The organism is Pseudomonas sp. SMSB3 (assembly GCF_052041965.1).
Classification (GTDB): Bacteria; Pseudomonadota; Gammaproteobacteria; order Pseudomonadales; family Pseudomonadaceae; genus Aquipseudomonas.
The window spans coordinates 102,657-124,571 of sequence record NZ_JBKGGV010000002.1 but is presented as its reverse complement, the minus strand read 5'-3'; the positions used below and the strand labels follow the sequence as shown (position 1 = coordinate 124,571).

The window sequence follows — 21,915 nt, the reverse complement described above, 5'->3', positions numbered from 1 at the left end:
TTACGTCCGTTTCGTTTCAAGAGATTGCTAATGGATGCTACCTGTCGCCTTGACCTGCAAGCTGTAGAGCGCGCGCTGCGCGAAGTGCAGGCCCGTTTTGGCGAGCTCAGCCGACATTTCACCGAGCCGCGCGACCCCTTCACCGACGAGGTGCTGCTCAACGTGCTTGAAGGCTATGCGCTGATTGACGACTATGTCGCCCGGGGCGTTGACCTGTTCGACCTGCAGCAACTGAACCTGATGCTGGAAATCAACGCCACGGTGCTGTGCGGCAGCGATTCCGGCCGCCGCCGCGAATTCGCCGCACATCTGGCGGCCACCGAGGCGCGCTTCTTCAACAACGTCGAAGGTGGCATCAAGGATTTGTACAACTGGTATTGCGCGTATCGCAGTGATTCGATCTGGAAACGCGCAGCGGGGGTCTACGTGCGCATTCTGAGCAAGCCGCAGCTGTTCATCGAAGGCAACAACCGAACCGGTTCGCTGATCGTCAGCTACCTGCTGATGCGTGCAGGCCTGCCGCCGTTCGTGTTGTCGCTGGACAACGCCGAGGGTTATTTCAACCCTTCGTCAGTCATCCGTAACTCAGCCAAGCATGGTGTGAAGGCCTTGTACGAACTGCCCAAGATCAAGAAAAAGTACGCTGCTTTTCTCGAAGCCCACGCCCCACAAGCCGATGCTTTTTTCCTGCCCGGCACCTGCGTGTCGGCGCGGCGCAGGAGCCACTGATGCCACGTGCAGCCATGATCGCGCGCGCCAAAGCCTATGCACAGCGGACCTGGCAAGTCAGCAATGGCAAGCGGACCCAGCCACGCCTGCGGATCTCATTCGATATCGACGACACCCTCGCGTGCTTGCCACACCACGCCGAGGAGGAAGCGAGCAAGCTGCCGGCCTGCCTGCACCGCTGGCTCGGCGAGCCCCTGCGCAGCGGCACGCGGACCTTGATGCGCGAGTTGCGCCGCCAGGGCTGCAGCATCTGGATCTATACCTCGTCCGGGCGCACGCCGGCTTATATCCGGCGCTGGCTGATGCTGTACGGGATCCACGTCGATGGCGTGGTCAACAGCGATCGTCATCAGCAGGTACTGGCGGCCAACGGCCTCGCCAAAGCCCCCTCGAAGTACCCACCGGCCTTTGCAATCGACCTGCATGTCGATGACTCCGAAGGTGTCGGCATCGAAGGTCACGAGCACGGCTTTCGCGTGGTCGTGGTCGACCCACGGGACGCGGGCTGGGCACAGAAAGTCAAGCACGCTGCCGAGCAACTGCAGGCGCAGCTGGCCTGGCAGCAAAGCCGGCGGCACGACGTGGCGGCGCAGCGCTTGGCGACGCTGGCGTCCTGATGACCTGGCGGCGGTGCTGCACGCTGTAGTAGATTCGCTGCTCCTGGGGCACACGCTGACAGAGTCTGCACGGTCATGCCGGACGGTTTTCCCGATTTGCCACCGCTCAATGCGCTGCGCGTGTTCGAAGTGGTCGCTCGCCACCTGAATTTTCGCTCGGCCGCCGATGAGCTGAATGTCACCCAGGCCGCGGTGGCCCAGCAGGTGCGCGGTCTGGAGGCGCGCTTGCAGTTGCGCTTGTTCGAGCGGCTGCCCAGGGGCCTTGCCTTGACCGATGCGGGCCTGCGCTACAGCGCCAGTATTCGCAGCGCCCTGGCGATGATCGATGAGGCCACACGCCTGCTGCGGCCACAGGCTACCCACCTGACGGTCAGCGTGACCCCTACCTTCGCCTCGAAATGGCTGATCCCCAGGCTCGGCCACTTTGCCCAGTGTTACCCTGATATCGACTTGCGGGTGCTGGCCAGCGACCGGCTGTCGCATTTCAACACTGACGGGGTGGACCTGGCGGTTCGCTACGGCACACCTGAAGTCGGTACGGGTTTGAACTGTGAATTGCTGATGCAGCAGTGCCTGGTTGCAGTGGCGAGTCCCGCGCTGTTCGAAGGTGCAGCACCGCCCACCTGCTTCACCCACCTGCAGGGGTTCGTCATGCTGCACGACGCTCATCAATACTGGCCGCAGTACCTGGCTGAGTGCTTCCCAGGGCATCCACCGATGAGCGCTAGAAACTTGCGGTTCAATCAAACCTCACTGGCCATCGATGCGGCCATAGACGGCCAAGGTATCGCGTTGGCCAACCAGGCCTTCGTGGCGAGGGACGTCAGCGCTGGCAGGCTCGTTCAGCTGTTCCCCCTGCGCCTGCGCCTGGACAAGGCGTTCTACCTGGTCTGGCCGCGCAAGGCCGTGCAGGCGCAGGCACTTGAGATCGTCCGCGGCTGGCTTCGAGATCAGGCTGGTAGTAGTTAATCTACTGTCTTCGAGTAGGATCGCTGACTCCCTGGAGCCACCAGCAGTTGCTAACGTAAACCCCTCAAGGCGCATCCGCGCCAGGCAATTCGGAGGCGACATGGCAATGCAAAAAGTAGCGATCATCACCGCAGGCGGCAGTGGCATGGGCGCTGCAGCGGCGAGGCGCTTGGCAGCAGACGGCTTCAAGGTGGCTATCCTGTCCTCGTCGGGCAAGGGCGAGGCACTGGCTGCTGAGTTGGGGGGTATCGGCGTGACCGGCAGTAATCAATCCACCGCCGACCTGCAGCGCCTGGTCGATGCCGTCGTGCAGCAATGGGGCCGCATCGATGTGTTGGTCAACAGCGCCGGGCATGGACCACGCGCGCCGATTCTGCAAATCAGCGATGACGATTGGCATGCGGGCATGGATACCTACTTACTCAACGTGATTCGTCCGACACGCTTGGTGACGCCGTACATGCAGCGCCAGAAGAGCGGGGTGATCATCAACATTTCCAGCGCCTGGGCGTTCGAGCCCACCGAGCTATTCCCGACCTCAGCGGTGTTTCGCGCGGGCCTGGCGGCGTTCAGCAAAATTTTCGCCGATCAGTTCGCCGTCGATAACGTGCGCATCAACAATGTCTTGCCGGGCTGGATCGACAGCTTGCCAGCCACCGAGCAGCGCCGCGACAGCGTACCGCTCAAGCGCTACGGCAGCAGCGAGGAAATCGCTGCCACCATTGCGTTTCTGGCAAGCGAGGGCGCGGCCTACATCACTGGGCAGAACATCAAGGTCGATGGCGGCGTCACGCGCAGCGTGCTTTGAGCACGGCGCAGGGCGAAGTGTCACTCAGGCGCGCTCGCCGCGCAGCCAGCGCTGGTGATAGTGCGACAGCCGGGTCAGACCGTACAGTGCGCCTTGGCGCATCACCTCATCACGTTCGCCGAAAAAACGCTGCGTGCGGGTGAACACCGCCACCGGCTCGCCGGCAAACGCCCAGGCGAAGCACAGGGTGCCAGGGGCGATGCCTGACTCGGCGCCAGGGCCGGCAACGCCGGTGGTGGCGATCACTACATTGGCATCGCTGTCGCGCAGCGCACCCAAGGCCATTTCCCAGGCCACCGGCTCGCTGGTCAACCCGTAGCGTTCGATGGTTTCTGCGCTGACACCCAGTAGGCGTTTTTTGGCACTGGGGGAATACACCACGTAACCGCTCTCCAGCACTTCGCCGGTGCCTGGCACGGCGGCGAGCAGTGCCACCATGCAGCCAGCGGTGCACGATTCAGCCGTGCTGAGGATCAACTGATGGTCTTTGAGGTAGCCAAGCGTGGCCAGCACTGGGTCGGTTGCCATGGAGAAATCCACAGGTCGGATGATAAGCGGTGGACGGTGCTGCCTGGAGGTTGGTTCAGTTTCTGTGACTGCCCCGTCGCCACGGCAGACCGATAGCGACGAGGGCAGAATATTGCGCTAGAGAATCGGCTTACCGCCCGTGACGGCATACCGGGAGCCGCTGATGTAGCTGGCCTCGTCAGAACCGAGGAGCACGTAGATAGGCGCGACTTCGACCGGTTGGCCTGGCCGCCCCATGGGGTAGCTGGAACCGAAGTTCTTCACCGCCTCGTCGGGCATGGTGGCCGGGATCAGCGGGGTCCAGATCGGGCCTGGGGCGACACTGTTGACCCGAATGCCTTTTTTCGCCAGCAACTGCGCAAGGCCTGCACTGAAATTGGCAATCGCCCCTTTGGTGGCAGCGTAGGGCAGCAGGCTCTGCGACGGGTCGTCAGAATTGACCGAACTGGTGTTGATGATCGAGCCACCCTTGGGCATCGAAGGCAATGCCGCCTTGCAGATGCGGAAGATCGCGGTGATGTTGACATCGAAGGTTTTCACCCACTCGTCATCGTCGATTTCTTCGAAGGTTTCATGAGCCATCTGAAACGCGGCGTTATTGACCAGAATGTCGATGCGGCCAAACTGCTCGACGGTCTTTGCAACGATGGCCTGGCACTGCTCTTTTTGCGCAAGATCGCCTGGCAGCAACAGGCATTTGCGCCCGGCGGCTTCGACCCAACGCGCCGTTTCCTGCGCGTCTTCATGCTCATCGAGGTAGGAAATGGCGACATCGGCACCTTCGCGGGCGTAGGCAATGGCCACCGCACGGCCGATACCGCTGTCGCCGCCGGTGATCAGTGCAACCTTGTTCTGCAGCCGGTTGTTACCGGTGTAGGACTCTTCGCCGCAGTCCGGGTAGGGCTCCATTCGACGTTGCGAACCAGGCACGTTCTGCGGCTGCGACGGGAAGGGCGGAGTAGGGTAGTCTCGCATGGGTTAAGCTCCTGCAATTGGATACGCTTGGCGATCAGCCCGCCAAGGCCTTGATCAGTGCTTCATTGAAAGCTGGAATGTCGTCCGGCTGACGGCTGCTGATCAGGTTGCCATCGACCACGACTTGCTCGTCCACCCAATTGCCGCCTGCATTGCGAATGTCGTCTTGCAGTGTCTTGAAACTGGTCATGCGCTTGCCCTTGACCAGGTCGCACGATACCAGCAACCAGCCGCCGTGGCAGATCACCGCCAGCGGCTTGCCGGCAGCGCTCAGCGCTTTCACCAGTTTCTGCGCGCCAGGGATCAAGCGGATGGTGTCGGAGTTCTGTACGCCGCCAGGCAGCACGATAGCGTCGTAGCGGTCCACCTGGACGCTGTCGAAGGTCGCATCGACCGGGAATTCATCGGCCGGCTCGTCGTGGTTCCAGCCGCGTACCGTACCTTTTTCTTCGCCCAGGATTTCTACGGTCGCGCCCTGCTGCTGGAGGGCGTCACGTGGGCCGGTGAGTTCCACTTGCTCGAAGCCATCGGTGACCAGGAACGCCACGCGCTTGCCATTCAGTTGTGTACTCATGGTTGACTCTCCGTTTCATTTCAATGGACCAGACATCCGACGCCCCGAACCTCAGGCGAAGTTCCAAACGATTTCATCAGCGGTGCTTGCGCCGGCAGAACAGCGCGCCTGCGATCAGCCCGATCACCGCCAGGCCCACCACAGTGGGCACTCTAGCGGCGGCTGCGCGCAGGCAGCTGCCGACGCTGTGTTCAGCGCGCCTGGTTTGCCCAGGCCTCGGGGCAGGCGCCGGCTCATCTCGCTCGCCCTGTTCCGTCGATACGCTCGCCTCGGCGTCTACCGCCTCAGCGCTGGTATCGACATGCCTGAGTTGCAGGGTGGTGCCATCGACCAGGGTCAATGTCAGGTCGTGGATTTCCCCCGCGATGCGCTCTGGGAACACCGGCTCGCCGGCAGCATCGAGGTTGTCGTAGATGAACCGCGTACCCTCCAGCCAACCCACCGCCGTCAGCAGTTCGGGGCCGAGGAAGTATTTGCCATCGAGAAAGAAGCCTGGAAATTGATGCGCACGCTCGATGTTCTCGACGCAGTAGCGCTCGCCGGTTCTCATGCCTGTGGTGGTATCGATCATCGTTCCATCTCCGTATGCCAGGTTAGCGGTGGAGATGGCTGGGCAGCAGGCTGTTCCGCAGGGCTGACCAGCGGCAAGGGCGCGTAGCCAGGATACGGCGGAACGCCGGAGCTGGTTGCAGGTCAACCCAAGCGTCGAGCAGCGGAGGATGAGCAGTGGAACTCGAGGCATTACTGACAGAATTGCTGAATGCGCGCGGCCCTGGCGGGCAGGAGGATGAGGTACGGGCAATCTGCCTGCGCGAGCTGCGCGAATACTGTGACGAAGCCTACGTCGACCCTGCAGGAAACGTGATCGGGGTGGTGCGCGCGGCATGCGGCGGTGAAGCGGCCGAGGCCATTCGCGTCATGGCGCACATGGATGAGATCGCGATGATCGTCAAGAACGTCCAGGCCAATGGCACCCTGGAGGTGTTGGCTTTAGGCGGTGCGCAGCCCATCAGCTTTGGCGTCTGCCCAGTCGACATACTCGGCGATGCGCAAACCCTGCCGGGCGTGCTGTCCTATGGTTCGATGCACAACAGCGGCAGTACGGCGACCGGGCAGGACGTGCTTGCCGGGGATGTGCAGTGGAAGGATGTCTACATTGTCACGCGCAAATCCAAGTCAGAGCTGGAGGCGCTTGGCGTGCGCCCCGGCACCCGTGTGGTACTCAGCCAGCATTGGCGCAAGCCGTTCAGGGTGCAGGACTGCATCGCCGCGCACTTTCTCGATGACCGTGCGCCGCTGTCTGCCGTGATCGAGTGCGCTCGTGTGTTGAAGACCCGGCGCGCGGCGTTGTGCCAGGACGTCTGGTTCGTCATGACCACACTGGAGGAAGAGTCGAACGCTGGCGCGATGTACGCCGCAGCCAAATTGCCGGGCGACACCACCATTGCGGTCGAAGTCGGGCCTGTGCTGGAGGAGTATGCAACCGAGCTCAGCGCCAACCCGATCATCAATACCGGCGATCAAAAGGGCTATTACACCCGTTCGGTCGTTCAGGCCTTGCTCGCGGCGACGCGGCGAGCAGGCTACGCGCCACAAGCGGCACTGTTGGTCGATTTCGCCTCAGATGCCAGCGCTGTGCTGAGCATGGGGCTCGATGCCAAAGCTGGCTGCATAGCGATCCCGACGGAAAATACCCATGGCTTCGAAATGGTCCTGGTGCGAGGCATTTCGGCCTGCGCCTCGACCCTGGTCGAGTACTTGCTCGAGCCGCAGCAGGTGTGAGCGTGCGCTGCGCCTGAGCGCTCACGTCATGGTCACTGGCCGATGCGAGGCCTATACTTTCAGGCCTCCCACACGTTGCGAATCGAGATTCACATGACTGCGTCCCCCAACGGCCCGACTTCCCTGCCCGAGCGTGCCGGCATCGTACCCAGCCATTTGCGTTTTCCGGTAGTCGGTATCGGTGCCTCGGCGGGCGGGTTGGCCGCATTACGGACGTTTTTCGAGCATATGCCGGCCGATAGCGGCATGGCCTTCGTGATCATTCTGCATCTGTCACCGGACCATGAAAGCGTTGCCGACAGGATCATTCAGGCGTCTACCTCGATGCCTGTGCAACAGGTCACCGATGCCGCGCCCATCGAAGCCAATCATGTCTATGTGATCTCGCCCGCCAGCCAGCTGACGATGACCGATGGCTACCTGCGGGTGACAGCCGCCAGCCGTCCAGCAGGCAGTCATGTAGCGATCGATTTGTTTTTCCGCGATCTGGCCGATGCGCACAAGGAATTCGCCTTTTGCCTGGTGCTGACCGGCACCGGTAGCGATGGCGCCGTGGGCCTTTCGCGTATCAAGGAGCAGGGCGGCATCACCATTGTGCAGAGCCCCGACGATGCCGAGTACGATGGCATGCCGCTGGCCGCGCTTGCTACCGGCATGGTCGACGCGGTGCTGCCGGTAGCGGAGATTCCGCACAAGCTGGTCGATCTGTGGCGCAACACCCGTGCGATCAAGATTCCTGCTCCCCATGACATGAAGGTCGCCAGCGTTTCGCCTGAACATGAGCGCGAGCTCGCCGAGCGCGTGCTGCTGGATATCCTGTTGTTGTTGCGCAAGCGCACCGGGCACGATTTCAAGCACTACAAGCGCGCGACGGTGCTCAGGCGTATCGAGCGCCGCTTGCAGGTGACGGCGCAACCTGACCTGCCCGCGTACTACCAGTACCTGGAAGGCAACGTCGATGAAGCCGAGCAGCTATTGGGCGACATGCTGATCGGGGTGACCAACTTCTTTCGCGACCGCGAAGCCTTCGAAGCGCTGGAACGCCATGTGCTGACGCACCTGATGGCGACCGAAGACGAAAACACGCTCAAGGACGAGGTGCGGATCTGGTCGGCCGGATGCTCCACCGGCGAAGAAGCCTACAGCCTGACCATTCTGTGTACCGAGCATCAGAAGCTTGAAAGCAATCCGGTCAAGGTCCAGGTCTTCGCCACCGACATCGATGAGCGTGCGATCGCCGTAGGCCGCACGGGCGCCTATCCCGAGGCGATCATCACCGATGTCCCACCGACACGGCTGCGCCAGTACTTTCTCAGGGAGGGCGAGCACTACCGAGTGCGCAAGGAGATCCGCGAGAAGGTGCTGTTCGCCAAGCACAGCTTGCTGTCGGACCCGCCGTTTTCCCAGATCGACCTGATCGTCTGCCGCAACCTGCTGATCTACCTGGACCGTGATATCCAGCGCCAAATGCTGCAAATGTTCCATTTCGCCCTGAAGCCGGGCGGGTACTTGTTCATGGGGTCGTCGGAATCAGCAGACGCCTGCCCCGAGCTGTTCACGGCGGTCGACAAACGCAACCGGATCTTCCGCGCCCGCGCCGGAACCAATGCCAGCCGCCGCGCACCTTCGATGCCGCGTGGTGGGTTTTCTTTGTCCAGCCTGGCGGTGCCGCCGCCGATGTTGCCGCCTGCACGCAAATTCTCCTACGCTGAGATTCACCAGCGAGCCATGGCCGAACAGATGCCGCCCAGCATGATCGTTGATCCCAATGGCGACATCCTGCACATGAACGAGGGCGCCGGTAAGTTCTTGCGTTATGTCACCGGTGAAGTTGGGCGCAACGTGCTGGTGTTGATCATGCCGCAGCTGCGCCTGGAGCTGCGCACCACGCTGTACCAGGTGCAGCACAGTGGCAAGCCGGCGCTGTCGCGCAAGGTTCGGATCAACGACGCCGAAGGCGATTACCTGGTCGATATCACCGCGCGCCCGTTCAAGGACAAGATTACCGATCAGGACGTGCGCACTCTCGTTTTCAACATCAGCGCCGTCACGCCGGTTTCCGAACTTCTCGAACTGGATTCGCAGAGCGAAAACCAGGTGTTGGTCAGCCTGGAGAACGAGCTGCAGCGTACCAAGCTGCACCTGCAGGAAACCATCGAGCAATCGGAAGTTTCCAGCGAGGAGCTGAAGGCTTCCAATGAAGAGATGCAGGCCATCAATGAGGAGCTGCGCTCAGCGACCGAAGAACTTGAAACCAGCAAGGAAGAGCTGCAGTCGATCAACGAGGAGTTGCTGACGGTCAATTACGAGCTCAAAACCAAGGTCGAGGAAACCGACAAGATCAACGATTACCTGGCCAACTTGATCGCCTCGACCGATATCGCAACGGTGTTCGTCGACCGCAACATGCATATCCGCTGGTTCACGCCCCGTGCAAAGGAAATCTTCAGCATGTTGCCCGTGGACACCGGCCGGTCCTTGCTGGATATCACACACCGGCTCGATTACCCGGAGCTCGCCGCAGACGCCTCTTCGGTCTATGAGTCGCTGACCATGCTCGAACGAGAAGTCAGCAGCTCGGATGGTCGCTGGTACATTGCCCGGTTGTTGCCGTACCGCTCGAGCGAGGACCACATCGATGGCACGGTACTGACGTTCATCGACATTACCAAGCGCCGCGAGGCCGAGGACGATCTGCGTCTGGGCCAGGAACGCATGCGCCTGGTCGCCGAAAGCACCCATGATTTCGCCATCATCATCCTCGATGGACACGGTCTCATCACCGACTGGAATACCGGCGCCCAGTTGATGTTCGGCTACAGCGCCGAGGAGGTGATCGGCGCTTCCATCGAACTGATCTTCACCCCTGAGGACCGCAGCGCGGGGGTCGCGCAGGCAGAAATGCGCAACGCCCGGGAGCATGGCCGTGGTGAAGACGAGCGTTGGCACCTGCGCAAGGACGGTAGCCGCTTCTTCTGCAGCGGTGAAATCGCCCTGCTGCGTGCTCAGAGCGGCGAGGGCTTCGTCAAGATCGCCCGCGATCTGACCGGTCACAAGCGCCTGCATGATGAGCAGTGCAAGAAGCTCGCCGAGAGCAAGAGTCCGCTCACGCTCAAGGACGAGTTCTTTGCGCTCATGTCCCATGAACTCAAGCACCCGCTGAACCTCATTCAGCTCAATGCCGAAATCCTGCGCAGGCTACCCACGGTGCGCAATAGCGAGCATGCCAGCAAGGCGGTGGTTGCGATTGGCGACGCCGTCACCAGCCAGGCACGTATCATCGACGATTTGCTCGACGTCGCACGCATCCGCTCAGGCAAGTTGAAGTTGCAAACCCGCCTCATCGACCTGGGCGCCATGCTGGGCGATATCCATGCGGTGATCAGCGAGGAGTATCCCCGGGCGCAAATCAGCTTTGACAAACCCTGCGCGAACACGCCCGCGCTGATTGTCGAGGCGGACCCGACGCGATTGGAACAGGTGATCTGGAACCTGTTGCAGAACGCGCTGAAGTTCAGCGGTGAATCGGCCAAGGTTGGGATCGTTCTGAGTCAGGTCGAGCTACACGCGCATATCGACATCAGCGACAACGGGGCAGGGTTGGCGAGCGCCGAGCTCGAGCAGGTGTTCGATCTGTTCAGGCAGGCCAAGCCCATGCACGCAGGTCATCAGCGCGCGGGATTGGGTATTGGCCTGGCGCTGGTGCGCCAGTTGGTGCAGGCCCATGGCGGCTCGGTGGTTGCACGTTCTGCCGGGATCGGCCACGGCTGCACGTTGAGTGTCGCGCTGCCACTCTCGGCAAAACCTCTCGCCGGTGGCCCGCAAAGCGAGGCGATTGATCAGGAGCAGGGGCGCTTGAGCGGCATCAAGGTGTTACTCGTCGATGACTCTCCTGAGGTGCTGAATGTCCTGCGCATGCTGCTGGAAATGGAGGATGCCGTGGTTTGCAGCTATGACAACCCGCGCCAGGCGTTGGAGCAGACGCTGCAGGAGCGTTTCGACGTCATCGTGACTGATATCGGCATGCCGGAAATGGACGGTCATGAGCTCGTCGGCGCACTCAGAGCCGGGAAGGTTCACCGCAGCACGCCGGCAATTGCCCTCACGAGTTACGCCACGGCAACTGATCCGGCCAGCGGCAAAAGCATGCTGTTCGATCGGCATTTGAGCAAGCCCGTGCAGTACGACGAGCTAGTGGGCGCCATCGAGTCGTTGTGCAAGGCAGCGTTGGAGTGAAGGTGGGGTTGCCTCACGAGGAGATTACTGGCGGAGCTGGCTCAGCCCGTCGCGCAGCTCGCCACCTGTACGCTAGGCGGCAGGCTGCATGGCCAAGCCGGCCGGTTGCGCGAGCAGCTCCTCGATCGCGCCGACCAGCGATTCAAGGGTCCACGGTTTGGGCAGAAACTTGACCCCTTCAGGCAAGGCTTGATGGATAGTGTCGTAGTAGCCACTGGTGACCATGAGCTTCATTCGTGGAAATTGCTGTGCGGCGATCTTCGCCAGTTCCAGGCCATTTAACGACCCCGGAGTCCTTACATCGGTGAGGAGCAGCGCGAATGACTGCGTCTGCAAGGTCTGCAGGCCTTGGGCGGCCGTTTCGGCCTGGGTCACGACGGCACCCAGGTCTTCCAAGGCGTAGGCCAACAGCTCACGGATGATGGGCTCGTCCTCTACCAACAAGATGGCTGGACGCAACTTGGCTAGATCAAACGTTTTCATATCGATACTCACGCCCAGCGCACGCTTGGACGGGTTGAATGTCCAGCCATTGTGATATGGCCTGGGCAGGGTGGTAGCAGTGCGCTATCACTAAGACATCCGAGCGTTGTGAAAAATTCAGTGTCCGCTCTGATTTTTCCTGAACCGAGCGGGCTCTAGAGGCGGCGTTCGATCTCAGCGGCGCAAAAAATGCGCTTGCGCAGTCAAAAAGCCGGAACCCCTGGATACCTGGCGGCTCCATTGCTTAAAGGAGGAACAACCATGCAGCCGAAAACCGAAGGTCTGGAAGAACAGGGTCCTAGCGGGGTGCCGTATATCAATGACCCCCTCAAACCTACCTCGCCGCCGTTGAACGACGCCGACGCGACCGACGCCTACGAGGCTGACATCGATATTGACGATGACGGCGAAACGGCGCTCTGAGCGTGGTAGCGATCAGAGGCCGATTATCGTCAGGCTGACGAGTCCTCTGACGCCAGCAGCCAGTTGAACTGGTCCAATTCGGGGTCAGAGTGGTGGTCTCGCTGCTGCAGGGCCTTCAGGGCGTTGTACTGAAATTCAGCACGCAGCCTTAGCTTGTAGAGCTCGGCTGCTGTCCGGCGATCGGCACATTGATCGTAGGCACGCAGCGAGCGCAGCGCCTGCCCGCACGCATTGAGCTGCGCTGTGATACGGATAGCGTCCAGTTTATTCATGATCCCTCCTTGACCCTGCCTGCAACCCTTCGATCTGACACTACCAGCTGCTCAGGCATTGTGAAGCCGGGCCGGCACATTCCCGACAGTCGGATCCAGGCAGGGGCGGGCGGTCAGAAAGAATGAACGCCGGCAAGCCACGGCGAGTCGGATCATCAACCCTCTGAAAAAGGATGTTGACGATGAAAGCGATGACCCGAGTGTTCACCGGCTTGGCAATGGTAGGTGCGATGGCGGCTTCCTCGGCCTGGGCGGACCAGCCTGGTGCGGATTGGAAAGTGACCAAGGACCAGGCAGAAGCCACGCTCAAGGGCGCTGGTTACACCCAGATCACCAAGATTGAGGCCGACGATGGTCATTGGGAAGGTGAAGGCATGAAGGCTGACGGCAAGCAGTATGAGTTCCAGGTCGATCCGCGCGACGGCAAGATCATCAAGGATGAGCTCGACAACTGATCATAGGGCGGGTGTTGCTCCATGAGCGACCCGCGCCCGGTGCGCGGGTTTTTTTCGTCCAGTAGCTGGACCCGATCTCACCCGGTAGCTGGTCGGTTGCCTTGTTCAGCGGATGGAACAAGTGCGGCCAGGTGTGCTCAACCTGGCATGAAGGTATAAATTCACCGTATTGCCCCGGCGACCACTGATCATGGACTGCGACGACCAACGCCCGACGGATAACGCTACGACCTGTTCATCCACTGCCTCTGCGCAGCCGCTGGCAAGTACTGAGTGGGCGCGTACCCCGCTGGGTGACCGAGCGCTTTGGCCAGAGGCCCTTGCTCAGGCGTACGCGTTTTTGCTCAGTTCCGATCTCCCTTCGGCGATCATCTGGGGTGCGCAGCGCAGGGTGCTGTACAACGATGCCTGGATCCCGGCGATGGGGCATCGTCATCCTCAGGCGCTAGGGCACTCCGCCCACGATGTATGGACATCAGTATGGGCCCGCGTGGCCTTGCAGCTCGACGTCGTGCTGGAAAAGGGCGCGCTGCTGTTACTGTCCGATTCGGAGTTTCCGGTCAGGCTCGATCGAGAAAAGCCGTGGGCGTTCAGCCTCAGTCCGCTTCGTGGCCCGGATGGAGAAGTGGCGGGGATCCTGGTGCAGGGTCAGGAAGTGCATCTGTCGGCGATGGAACCTGTGCCTTCGCATATCACACTTGGGCGCGACCGGCGCATGTTCGATCAGGCGCCTGGGTTCATCACCATTCTGCGTGGTCCGGAGCACATCTTCGAGTTCGTCAACGAAGCGTTTCGCCGCAGCTTCGGTGATCGCGGCTACCTGGGCAGATCGGTCCGCGAGGTGTTCCCCGATCTGGACGGGCAGGGCTATTTTGCCTGGCTCGACAATGTCTACGCCTCGGGCGAACGGTTCGTGGCTACCGGAACCGCCATCTCGCTGTACTGGGGTAGCGAGGGCAAGGCTACCCGTTACCTCGATTTCGTCTATGAGCCGGTGTTCGACGACAGTGGTGTCGTGACCGGCATATTCTGCGAGGGCTTCGACGTCACCAATCGCGTCGAGGTCGAGCAGGCTTTGCGGGAGGAGAGCCGGACCCTGGGGATCCTGCGCGACATCAATGCAGCATTCGCCAGCGACCTCAACCTCGAGCGCATCGTCCAGAACCTGACAGACGCGGGCATGGCGCTGACCGGTGCCGCCTACGGCGCCTACTTCGCCAACGAAGTCGATGCAGCCGGGGCTCACCTCAAGCTCTACACATTGTCAGGGGCTGATCGCTCAGCGTTCGAGAAACTCGGGCATCCGCGGGCGACGCCTGTGTTCGCCCCAACGTTTCGTAATGAAGGCGTGGTGCGCTCGCAGGATATCCTCAGCGACCCGCGCTACGGTCAACTTGCCCCGCATCATGGCATGCCCGAAGGCCACCTGCCCGTGCGCAGCTACTTGGCGATTTCGGTGGTTTCGCGCACCGGCGACGTGCTGGGCGGGTTGTTCTTCGGACACTCGGAGCCTGGCCGGTTCACCGAGCGTCACGAACATCTGATGGTCTCGCTCGCCGCCCAAGCCGCCGTGGCCATCGATAACGCTCAGCTGTACCGTGAAGTGCAAGTGGCCAAGGCGACCCTCGAAGATCGGGTTGCGCAGCGTACCGAAGAGTTGTCCCAGGCCAACGAGGCTTTGCGTCAGTCGCAGAAGATGGAAGCCCTCGGCCAGCTCACCGGAGGCATTGCGCACGACTTCAACAATATCCTGGCGGCCATCCTCGGCAGCGCCGATCTACTCGCTCGGCGCCTGGGCCAGGGCCGAACCGACAATAGCGAGCGGCTGCTCAATGGCATTCAGGTCAGTGCCAAACGTGCCGCCTCGCTGACCCAGCGTCTGTTGGCTTTTTCCCGCCGCCAGACCCTGGATCCCCGGCCTACCGACATCAACGCCCTGGTCGAGGACCTGGTCGACCTGATCAACCGATCGGTGGGCCCGGCTATTTCGGTGATCACGCACCTGGCGCCCGACACCGGACTGGCGCGCATAGACCCGGTACAGTTGGAAAGTTCACTGCTCAACCTGGCGATCAATTCACGCGATGCGATGCCAGGTGGCAACGGCGCCATTTCCATTACCACTCAGGTGGTGGAACTCGCAGGTGCCGCGGCGTTGCAGGCTGATCTTCCGGCCGGCGACTACATCCTGATCAGCGTGGCCGATACCGGCGCCGGCATTTCGGCCCAGGATATCAAGCGTATCTTCGATCCTTTCTTCACCACTAAACCGCTTGGGCAAGGCACCGGGCTTGGGTTATCGATGGTCCACGGGTTCGTTCGACAATCCGGAGGTCAGATAGACGTGCACTCCAGGGAGGGCGTCGGTACTACCATGCGTTTGTTCCTGCCACGCCATGAAGGTGAGCAGCCAGCACAGACAGACAGCCAGCTGCCAACGCATAGGGCGCCCGTCGCCCATAGCAGTCGCATCCTTGTGGTCGACGACGAACCCATCGTGCGCATGACCATGGTCGAAACCTTGAGGGAGGCAGGCTATGAGGTGGAGCAAGCCGAGGAGGGTGCGGGGGCGTTGCAACTGCTGCGCAGCAGTGCCGCTTTCGATCTTCTGCTCACCGACGTTGGCCTGCCTGGCGCTTTGAATGGTCGGCAGATGGCCGATGCCGCCCGTGCGCAGTGGCCGGACCTACGGGTGCTGTTCGTCACTGGTTTCGCCGAAGCCTCTGTACTCAAGGGAGGATTTCTCACGCCAAGTACGGCGGTCATGACCAAGCCTTTCGACACCCAGCTGTTGCTGGAAAAAGTGGCGAAGATGCTGCAACTGGCTTGAGCCGGGCGCTGAGGTATTTTTGCGTCGCAACTGTAAGCGAAATAAAACTTTTTGCGTGCCGCAACGCTCTTTTGAAAAGACCTCATTCATACAAGGAGCGCCCATGAAACATACCGACGGCACTACTGGCGACAAAGTCCCTCGCCCTATCTCGTCTGATCAGGCGCAGCGCGGAGAGCAGGCGCCGAGCCCGGTGCTGGAGTCGCCGGATCCGGATACCGAAGTGGTTGATAAGGTGATCACACCCACCTCGATCAAGGAGCTCGAAGAGCAGACTGAAGAGATCAATCGCCGCCTGGCAGGCGTCGACGAGAAGGCCAAGCGCTGATCCTGCCCAAGGCTGAACCGGACCGGGCGCCTAGCCCGGTTCCATCGCGGTGTTCTTCTTCCATCCACGCAGATTCATCACACCCAGGCACCCTTGCAGAATGATCAGTGCCCACGCCTGCGCCTGCCAGCCCCAGATGGCCCACAGCACATTGCTTGCAATGAAGCAGCAAAAGCCCAGCTTGCGTCGGGCTGGACGCCTTGAGCCGATGCACCAGGCGGCGAGTACGGTCAAGGCCATTGCCGGCCATTCGAGCAGGTCCATCCATACATCCATAACGCCATTCCCAGCCGATTGCCTTTCGACGTGGGACAGGATAAAAACGCCTGAGGTTCACCGCTTCGAGCATCGAGCGGTGAAGGTTGAGCAACCTGCCTATCACGGTTGTCCAGATCGAATCCGGCCTATGCATCGATCAAGGAGGTCCCAGTGACCAGCAAGAAGGCGCGCGTCAGCAACCAAGCTTCAGGGGATATTTCGCAGCTGCCGCACGACATGTTCTTTGCAGCCGTCGAAACCACCCGCATGCCCATGATCGTCACCGATCCCAACCGTGACGATAACCCGATCATCTTCGCCAACCGGGCGTTTCTGGAAATGACCGGCTATGACAGCGATGAGATCATCGGCCAGAATTGCCGCTTCCTGCAGGGGCCTGACACCGACACGAGCGTTGTCGATGCCCTGCGCGATGCGATTGAGCAGCGCGTCGACATTGCCACCGAGATCCTCAACTACCGCAAGGATGGCTCCAGTTTCTGGAACGCGTTGTTCATCTCGCCGATCTTCAACGAGCGCGGCGACCTGATCTACTTCTTCGCCTCGCAACTGGATGTCAGCCGGCGTCGCGACGCTGAAGACGCCTTGCGTCAGTCGCAGAAAATGGAAGCCCTGGGGCAGTTGACCGGAGGCATTGCTCACGACTTCAACAACCTGCTGCAGGTGATGGGCGGCTACCTGGGGCTGATCGCCAGCGAAGCCGACAAGTCGCAGGTCGACCTCAACCGCGTGCGCCGCAGCGTCGGCCATGCGCAGACCGCCGTCGATCGTGCCAGCACCCTGACCAAGCAGTTACTGGCGTTTGCTCGCAAGCAGAAGCTGCATGGCCGCGTCCTCAACCTCAACCACCTGATCGACGATGTGCGGCCGATGATGGATCGCACGTTCGGCACGGATGTCGAAGTCGAGTTCGACCTGGAAGAGAACCTGCGCAACTGCCGCATCGATGCGACCCAGGCGGAGGTGGCGCTGCTCAATATCTTCATGAATGCACGCGATGCCCTGATCGGTCGGCAGCGCCCCTATGTGTTCATCGAAACGCGCAACGTGCTGGTCACCGACATCAACCATTCTTTCGACGGCTTGCTGCCGGGCAGCTACGTCAGCATGTCGGTCACCGACAACGGTATCGGCATGCCTGCCAGCATTCGTGATCGCGTCATGGACCCGTTCTTTACCACGAAGGAGGAGGGCAAGGGTTCGGGGCTTGGGCTGTCGATGGTGTACGGCTTCGCCAAGCAGTCAGGTGGCGCGGCGCGCATCTACACCGAAGAGGGTGAGGGCACCACGCTACGCCTGTATTTCCCGGTCGACGATGCCAAGATCGTCCAGCAGCAGCCGGTGCGCGCAGCCGAGCGCAGCGTGGGCAGCGAACGCGTCCTGATCGTCGAGGATCGCCCTGATGTAGCAGAGCTGGCGAAGATGGTGCTGGAAGACTATGGCTACTCGGCCGACATGGTGCTCAACGCCCGCGAGGCCTTGAAACTGATCCAGGCCGGGGAGCGCTACGACCTGTTGTTCACCGACCTGATCATGCCAGGCGGCATGAACGGTGTGATGCTGGCGCGGGAGGTGCGGCGCTTGCAGCCGCAGATCAAGGTACTGCTCACCACCGGCTACGCGGAAAACTCGATCGAGCGCACCGACATTGGCGGCTCCGAGTTCGAAGTCATCTCCAAACCTTGCCAGCCGCATGACCTGGCCCGGCGCGTACGGCAAGTGCTCGACGGGCCTACCGGTATCGGCTGATCGCCTGCGGGCGCAATGACCATTTGCGCCCGCCAGGTGAACCTTGCTCACGCCCTGTGCTCGACCGTCAAAGCGTGCGAGGGCTGCGAACATGAACGCTATCACCCAGCAGATCGACCAGGAGCAGCGCCGGCTGGCCGTGCTCAACCAGTGGTTTGGGCTTTACGACGATACCCAGCGCAGGCGCGACTGCCCCAGTTCTCACCATGAATCCCTGCTGCGCCTGGCCGACGAGATGGACCGCCAGGGCCTGATCGACTGGCGCCAGTGGCGCGACTTGCGCCAGCTGGCTGACCGCAGCTTCCTCAAGGCAATTGCCGGCGCGGACTATCATCCTCGGCAAAGCCTGTACGGCGGTCAACGTCGCAGCGTTCTCTAGCGGCCCACTGTTTGGCCTGCCAGGCACATGTCATAGATCATATCCGCTGAACTCCTGAGTAACGTGGCACGTCCCCCGAATGGATGCCAACGATTAGGCATTCCCTGATCAATCCGCTTCGAGGACGTTACGATGGACACTAACGATCAACGCTCGACCTCAACGTCAGGCAGTACCCAGGACCATGTGCATGCCATCACCGACGAGGCTGGTGCCTTGCTTGGCGAAGCCAGGCAGAAAGGCAGCGAGCAGTTCGAGCAGTACCGTGATACGGCCGCCGAGCAGCTCGATTCGCTGGAGGAAGGTGCACGCTCCGCCGCTGCGGCCATGCAGAAGCATGACACCTTGGGGTTGTCGCAATACCTGACGCAAGCTGCTGAATACGTCGGGGAGTTCGCCAACCAGGTTCGTCATGAAAGTGCCGAAAGCCTCCTGCAGCGCGGCGCCCAGCTAGCGCGCAGCAACCCGGCCCTGTTCCTGGCGGGCAGTGTCGCCGTCGGTTTCGCGGTATCACGGTTCATGCGCGCCAGCACCAGCCATGACAGCACAGGCGCCACAGCCGATACGCGTTGGCAGCGTGCATCCAGCATGCCTGCGAGCACGCCTGATCGCGGCAGTGACGTATCGACCCGCGAACCCTTCACGCCTGTCGACCCGATCGGTGCCGGGGCGGGTACCCCGGTGGGCGGCAGCCCGTTCGAACGCGACCCGCTCAGAGGAGCAGAATGATGAACAAGGATCCCTTGCACACCACACCCGGCTTGCGCTCCCCTGAGGATGATGCAGTCGGCGTCGGCGTCGGCGGCCTGTTGCGCCAGCTGATGCGTGAAGTCCCCGAGCTGTTCACCAAGGAGTTGGCCCTGGCCAAGGCCGAGTTGCAGCACAACCTGGCGACCTTGAAGGCGGGCACCGCTGCCGTTGCGGCGGGCGCCATTGTGATGCTAGCAGGCTTCGTCATTCTGCTGTTGGCGGCTGTGTATGGCCTGGCGCTGGTGGTCGAGCCGTGGCTCGCGGCCTTGATCGTTGGCGGCGTAACGTTGGTGATCGGCTTCATCATGCTGCAGTCCGGCAAGAAGCAATTCCAGCCTACGCACTTGGCACCCGATCGTACCCTGCACGCCATGCAACAGGACAAGGACACGCTGAAGAGGAAAATGCCATGACCACCTCGTTCGAACATGAAGCACAGAAAGATCCGGATTTGCTCGAGCAGGAAATCAACGCCAAGCGTGAGCATATCAGCGACCTGGTCGATGCCCTGGAACAGCAGCTCAGCCCTGGGCAGATGGTGGATCGGGTACTGGCCTACGCCAAGGGCAACGGCGGCGAGTTCTTCCACAACCTGGGGACTACGCTGAAGAACAACCCGGTTCCGGCGACCCTGACGGTATTGGGCCTGGCTTGGTTGGGGGTCAATCAGAATCGTCCCTTCAACCCAGGCCCGGCACAGCATGGGCCAGGCCTGGGGGATAAACTGGGCGAGGCCGTGGACGCGGTCAAGGGGGCTTTCGCCCACGCCGGTGAGGCGGTCCATGATGTCGGTCACAAGGCACGGATGAAGGCCCACGACATGCGTGACCGTGCCAGCGAGCTGGGGGGTGGTGCGCGTGAGTCGGTAGGCGCGTCGGCGGATACATTGCGCCATTCGGCCCATCAGGTCGCCGATCAGGGCGCTGCGCTCAAGGGTCAGTTCGACCAGTTGCTCAAGGAGCAGCCGTTGGTGATGGCAGCGTTGGGCGTCGCGCTGGGTGCAGCAATAGGCGCAGCATTACCCAATACGCGCAAGGAAGACCAGCTGATGGGCGCCAGCAGCGATCGCGTCAGCGAAACACTCAAGGCCAAAGGCAGCGAGGTGAAGGCCTCGGTGGAGCAATCGCTGGATCAGGCCAGGTCACCATCCCCCAGCCCTGCAGGCCAGTCGCAGGAAGCGACCGACCTGTCCGCAGGGTTGGGCTTCAAACCTTGAGTCCATTGCCGATCCCGCCAACCCTCTGCAGTCAGGCTGAGGGTTGGCCAGCGAGCTGGTAAGGCGAGTCCATCACTGTAGTTGCCCGACCACTCAGACCCTCGACCGCGGTCAGGCGAGCGATCTCGATGCCGTTGCGAACGATGACCACCGCCGTTCCGTAAATAACTTGTTCGAGAATGTATTCAAGGGTGGTCTGAGCTTCGGACAGGTCGTATTTCACCTGGTGCACGATGGATTTCCTTTTGGGAGGTTCGAGTGGCGGGTGGGATGGCACCCTCTAGACCTGCGTTCCGGATAAGGCTGCAGGCTGGGTACTATGATGATGCGTGCAAACAGAAATGTGCATGCAAAGAATCCCGAATTTCCCGCTTGCCGCGAATAGAATCCCCCCAAAAACCCGTTCTGTGGAATAGTTTGAGCTGCAAGCTCGCCGATCAGCCCGCGTGCAGGCGCTCAAGCAGCGGCAGGGCGTTGATTTGCGGCCTTGCAAAGAGATAGCCCTGCATCAGTTCGATACCCAAGTCACTCAGGGCCTGGCGCTCCGCTTCCGTCTCGATGCCTTCCGCTACCAAGGTGATACCCAGGCGCTGGGCGACCAGAACGATGCCGGCCACAATGGCCTGGCGCACCGGGTCCTTGCAGATCCCCCGGGTCAAGGCCATGTCCAGCTTGAGCACATTGGGCTGGAACTCCGCCAGCAGATTCAGTCCCGAGTAGCCCGAACCGAAATCATCGATCGCAGTGGTAAAACCCTGGCGGTCGTATTCCTTGAAAATCGACTTCAGGTGCTCGGTGTCTTCGATTCGTTCGCCCTCGGTCACTTCGAACATCAAGCGATCGGCAGGAAAGCCGAAGGTACGTGTCGCTTCAAGCGTGGCGCGAATGCAGGTACTGGCGCGGTAGACAGCATTGGGCAGGAAGTTGATGCTCAACTTGCAGTCGCGCGTGCGCCCCAGCCCTAGCGCAGCGGCTTGCTCGATGGCCTTGACCCGGCAGACCTGGTCGAAGCGGTAGAGGTTGTCCGGTGTCACTTTCGCGAGAATCTCGCCTGCGCTCTCGCCCTTCAAACCACGCACCAGCGCCTCATAGGCGAACGGCTTGCCCGATGGCACATGGATGATCGGCTGAAACGCCATGGTGATCTCGAAGTCCAGACTTGCAAGATTGCGACACTGCGCGCAGCCGATCGCTTCGAAGGGCTGGGGAAAAACGGGCTGGCTCATGAATTACCATTGGCGTACGTATGGGCGGATTGCCAGCATGCGGGAATATCCAGCATAAGCCAATCGCCAGCCGAGGGACGGTGTGCCAGAGCGCCTGATTTGTCCTACGCATCTGCGCGAAACGCGCCAGGGCGGCCGCGTGCGAACCTCACAGACCGCGGATTCTCCCGAAGCGCCCAGCCACGCACTAAAAACGTCGCCAAGCTGTTGAAATTCGACATTTTCCGGAACTGACGTTACGGTTTCACACTCTTCAAAACAGGTAGGCGTAACCCGTTTGGCTTACCGCGCTCACCGCAGACGAGGA

23 protein-coding genes and 1 pseudogene are annotated in these 21,915 nt (G+C 61.3%); 15 read left to right on the top strand and 9 right to left on the bottom strand.

Going from position 1 to position 21,915, the window contains the following annotated elements; translation table 11 throughout:
• Positions 1-30: 30 nt before the first annotated feature.
• The 4 genes from ACLEJW_RS03835 (at position 31) to ACLEJW_RS03820 (ending at position 3,123) form a co-directional block, all read left to right on the top strand.
• Complete coding sequence (locus ACLEJW_RS03835; protein ID WP_145186662.1) at positions 31-729, top strand: hypothetical protein; 699 nt, start codon at positions 31-33, stop codon at positions 727-729.
• Positions 729-1,346 carry a hypothetical protein gene (locus ACLEJW_RS03830; RefSeq protein ID WP_313294880.1) on the top strand — a complete coding sequence of 206 codons (618 nt, stop codon included), beginning with the start codon at positions 729-731 and terminating at the stop codon, positions 1,344-1,346. Before ACLEJW_RS03835 ends, ACLEJW_RS03830 begins: the two co-directional genes overlap by 1 nt.
• A gap of 75 nt (positions 1,347-1,421) precedes the next feature.
• Positions 1,422-2,315: a LysR substrate-binding domain-containing protein gene (locus tag ACLEJW_RS03825; protein ID WP_313294881.1), complete on the top strand. Its 894-nt coding sequence runs from the start codon at positions 1,422-1,424 to the stop codon at positions 2,313-2,315.
• A 100-nt stretch (positions 2,316-2,415) separates the two neighbouring features.
• Complete coding sequence (locus tag ACLEJW_RS03820) at positions 2,416-3,123, top strand: SDR family oxidoreductase (protein ID WP_313455305.1); 708 nt, start codon at positions 2,416-2,418, stop codon at positions 3,121-3,123.
• A 24-nt stretch (positions 3,124-3,147) separates the two neighbouring features.
• On the opposite strand, the gene ACLEJW_RS03815 is transcribed toward ACLEJW_RS03820, so the two are convergent.
• From ACLEJW_RS03815 to ACLEJW_RS03800, 4 genes and pseudogenes are all read right to left on the bottom strand, one after another.
• On the bottom strand, positions 3,148-3,651 hold the full coding sequence (locus tag ACLEJW_RS03815) for a CinA family protein (RefSeq protein WP_440777009.1): 504 nt from the start codon (positions 3,649-3,651) through the stop codon (positions 3,148-3,150).
• 117 nt (positions 3,652-3,768) lie between these two features.
• Positions 3,769-4,626 carry a glucose 1-dehydrogenase gene (locus ACLEJW_RS03810; protein ID WP_145186650.1) on the bottom strand — a complete coding sequence of 286 codons (858 nt, stop codon included), beginning with the start codon at positions 4,624-4,626 and terminating at the stop codon, positions 3,769-3,771.
• Positions 4,627-4,660: 34 nt separating this feature from the next.
• Positions 4,661-5,200: a type 1 glutamine amidotransferase domain-containing protein gene (locus tag ACLEJW_RS03805; protein WP_313294883.1), complete on the bottom strand. Its 540-nt coding sequence runs from the start codon at positions 5,198-5,200 to the stop codon at positions 4,661-4,663.
• Positions 5,201-5,506: 306 nt separating this feature from the next.
• A pseudogene (locus ACLEJW_RS03800) lies at positions 5,507-5,771 on the bottom strand (SDR family oxidoreductase); the annotation flags it as partial.
• A gap of 155 nt (positions 5,772-5,926) precedes the next feature.
• On the opposite strand from ACLEJW_RS03800, the gene ACLEJW_RS03795 reads away from it, so the two are divergent.
• The gene (locus ACLEJW_RS03795; protein WP_313455301.1) at positions 5,927-6,982 is read left to right on the top strand and encodes a M42 family peptidase; all 1,056 of its coding nucleotides are present in this window, start codon (positions 5,927-5,929) and stop codon (positions 6,980-6,982) included.
• 93 nt (positions 6,983-7,075) lie between these two features.
• Positions 7,076-11,218: a CheR family methyltransferase gene (locus ACLEJW_RS03790; protein ID WP_313455299.1), complete on the top strand. Its 4,143-nt coding sequence runs from the start codon at positions 7,076-7,078 to the stop codon at positions 11,216-11,218.
• Between the two features lie 72 nt (positions 11,219-11,290).
• Here the strand turns inward: ACLEJW_RS03790 and ACLEJW_RS03785 are convergent, their stop codons facing one another.
• Positions 11,291-11,701 (bottom strand): response regulator, encoded by a 411-nt coding sequence (locus ACLEJW_RS03785; RefSeq protein WP_145186634.1) that lies wholly within the window; start codon positions 11,699-11,701, stop codon positions 11,291-11,293.
• A 261-nt stretch (positions 11,702-11,962) separates the two neighbouring features.
• Between ACLEJW_RS03785 and ACLEJW_RS03780 the strand changes: the two genes are divergently transcribed.
• On the top strand, positions 11,963-12,124 hold the full coding sequence (locus ACLEJW_RS03780; RefSeq protein WP_178108317.1) for a hypothetical protein: 162 nt from the start codon (positions 11,963-11,965) through the stop codon (positions 12,122-12,124).
• A 29-nt stretch (positions 12,125-12,153) separates the two neighbouring features.
• Here ACLEJW_RS03780 and ACLEJW_RS03775 read toward each other — a convergent pair whose 3' ends face one another.
• The gene (locus ACLEJW_RS03775) at positions 12,154-12,396 is read right to left on the bottom strand and encodes a hypothetical protein (protein ID WP_313455296.1); all 243 of its coding nucleotides are present in this window, start codon (positions 12,394-12,396) and stop codon (positions 12,154-12,156) included.
• 182 nt (positions 12,397-12,578) lie between these two features.
• On the opposite strand from ACLEJW_RS03775, the gene ACLEJW_RS03770 reads away from it, so the two are divergent.
• The 3 genes from ACLEJW_RS03770 (at position 12,579) to ACLEJW_RS03760 (ending at position 16,009) form a co-directional block, all read left to right on the top strand.
• Positions 12,579-12,851: a PepSY domain-containing protein gene (locus ACLEJW_RS03770; RefSeq protein ID WP_145186628.1), complete on the top strand. Its 273-nt coding sequence runs from the start codon at positions 12,579-12,581 to the stop codon at positions 12,849-12,851.
• A gap of 340 nt (positions 12,852-13,191) precedes the next feature.
• Complete coding sequence (locus tag ACLEJW_RS03765; protein WP_440777008.1) at positions 13,192-15,681, top strand: ATP-binding protein; 2,490 nt, start codon at positions 13,192-13,194, stop codon at positions 15,679-15,681.
• A 103-nt stretch (positions 15,682-15,784) separates the two neighbouring features.
• Positions 15,785-16,009 carry a hypothetical protein gene (locus ACLEJW_RS03760; protein WP_313294888.1) on the top strand — a complete coding sequence of 75 codons (225 nt, stop codon included), beginning with the start codon at positions 15,785-15,787 and terminating at the stop codon, positions 16,007-16,009.
• Between the two features lie 30 nt (positions 16,010-16,039).
• On the opposite strand, the gene ACLEJW_RS03755 is transcribed toward ACLEJW_RS03760, so the two are convergent.
• Positions 16,040-16,285: a hypothetical protein gene (locus tag ACLEJW_RS03755; RefSeq protein ID WP_313294889.1), complete on the bottom strand. Its 246-nt coding sequence runs from the start codon at positions 16,283-16,285 to the stop codon at positions 16,040-16,042.
• Positions 16,286-16,438: 153 nt separating this feature from the next.
• Here ACLEJW_RS03755 and ACLEJW_RS03750 point away from each other — a divergent pair, with 153 nt between their 5' ends.
• The 5 genes from ACLEJW_RS03750 to ACLEJW_RS03730 all read left to right on the top strand — a co-directional run bounded on the left by ACLEJW_RS03750 (position 16,439) and on the right by ACLEJW_RS03730 (position 20,382).
• Positions 16,439-18,037 carry a histidine kinase famiy protein gene (locus ACLEJW_RS03750; RefSeq protein ID WP_313294890.1) on the top strand — a complete coding sequence of 533 codons (1,599 nt, stop codon included), beginning with the start codon at positions 16,439-16,441 and terminating at the stop codon, positions 18,035-18,037.
• Positions 18,038-18,128: 91 nt separating this feature from the next.
• Entirely contained in the window at positions 18,129-18,416 is a 288-nt protein-coding gene (locus ACLEJW_RS03745; protein ID WP_313294891.1) for a hypothetical protein, read from the top strand.
• A 132-nt stretch (positions 18,417-18,548) separates the two neighbouring features.
• The gene (locus ACLEJW_RS03740; protein ID WP_313294892.1) at positions 18,549-19,145 is read left to right on the top strand and encodes a hypothetical protein; all 597 of its coding nucleotides are present in this window, start codon (positions 18,549-18,551) and stop codon (positions 19,143-19,145) included.
• A complete protein-coding gene (locus ACLEJW_RS03735) occupies positions 19,145-19,579 on the top strand; it encodes a phage holin family protein (RefSeq protein ID WP_313294893.1) in 435 nt (144 codons plus the stop codon). Before ACLEJW_RS03740 ends, ACLEJW_RS03735 begins: the two co-directional genes overlap by 1 nt.
• Positions 19,576-20,382 carry a DUF3618 domain-containing protein gene (locus ACLEJW_RS03730; RefSeq protein WP_440777007.1) on the top strand — a complete coding sequence of 269 codons (807 nt, stop codon included), beginning with the start codon at positions 19,576-19,578 and terminating at the stop codon, positions 20,380-20,382. The genes ACLEJW_RS03735 and ACLEJW_RS03730 overlap by 4 nt, the downstream gene beginning before the upstream one ends.
• A 31-nt stretch (positions 20,383-20,413) precedes the next feature.
• Here ACLEJW_RS03730 and ACLEJW_RS03725 read toward each other — a convergent pair whose 3' ends face one another.
• Both ACLEJW_RS03725 and ACLEJW_RS03720 read right to left on the bottom strand, forming a co-directional pair.
• Positions 20,414-20,614, bottom strand: coding sequence for a type II toxin-antitoxin system Phd/YefM family antitoxin (locus ACLEJW_RS03725; RefSeq protein WP_145186601.1), 201 nt, complete (start codon positions 20,612-20,614; stop codon positions 20,414-20,416).
• Between the two features lie 205 nt (positions 20,615-20,819).
• Positions 20,820-21,608: an EAL domain-containing protein gene (locus tag ACLEJW_RS03720; protein ID WP_440777006.1), complete on the bottom strand. Its 789-nt coding sequence runs from the start codon at positions 21,606-21,608 to the stop codon at positions 20,820-20,822.
• Between the last annotated feature and the right edge of the window lie 307 nt (positions 21,609-21,915).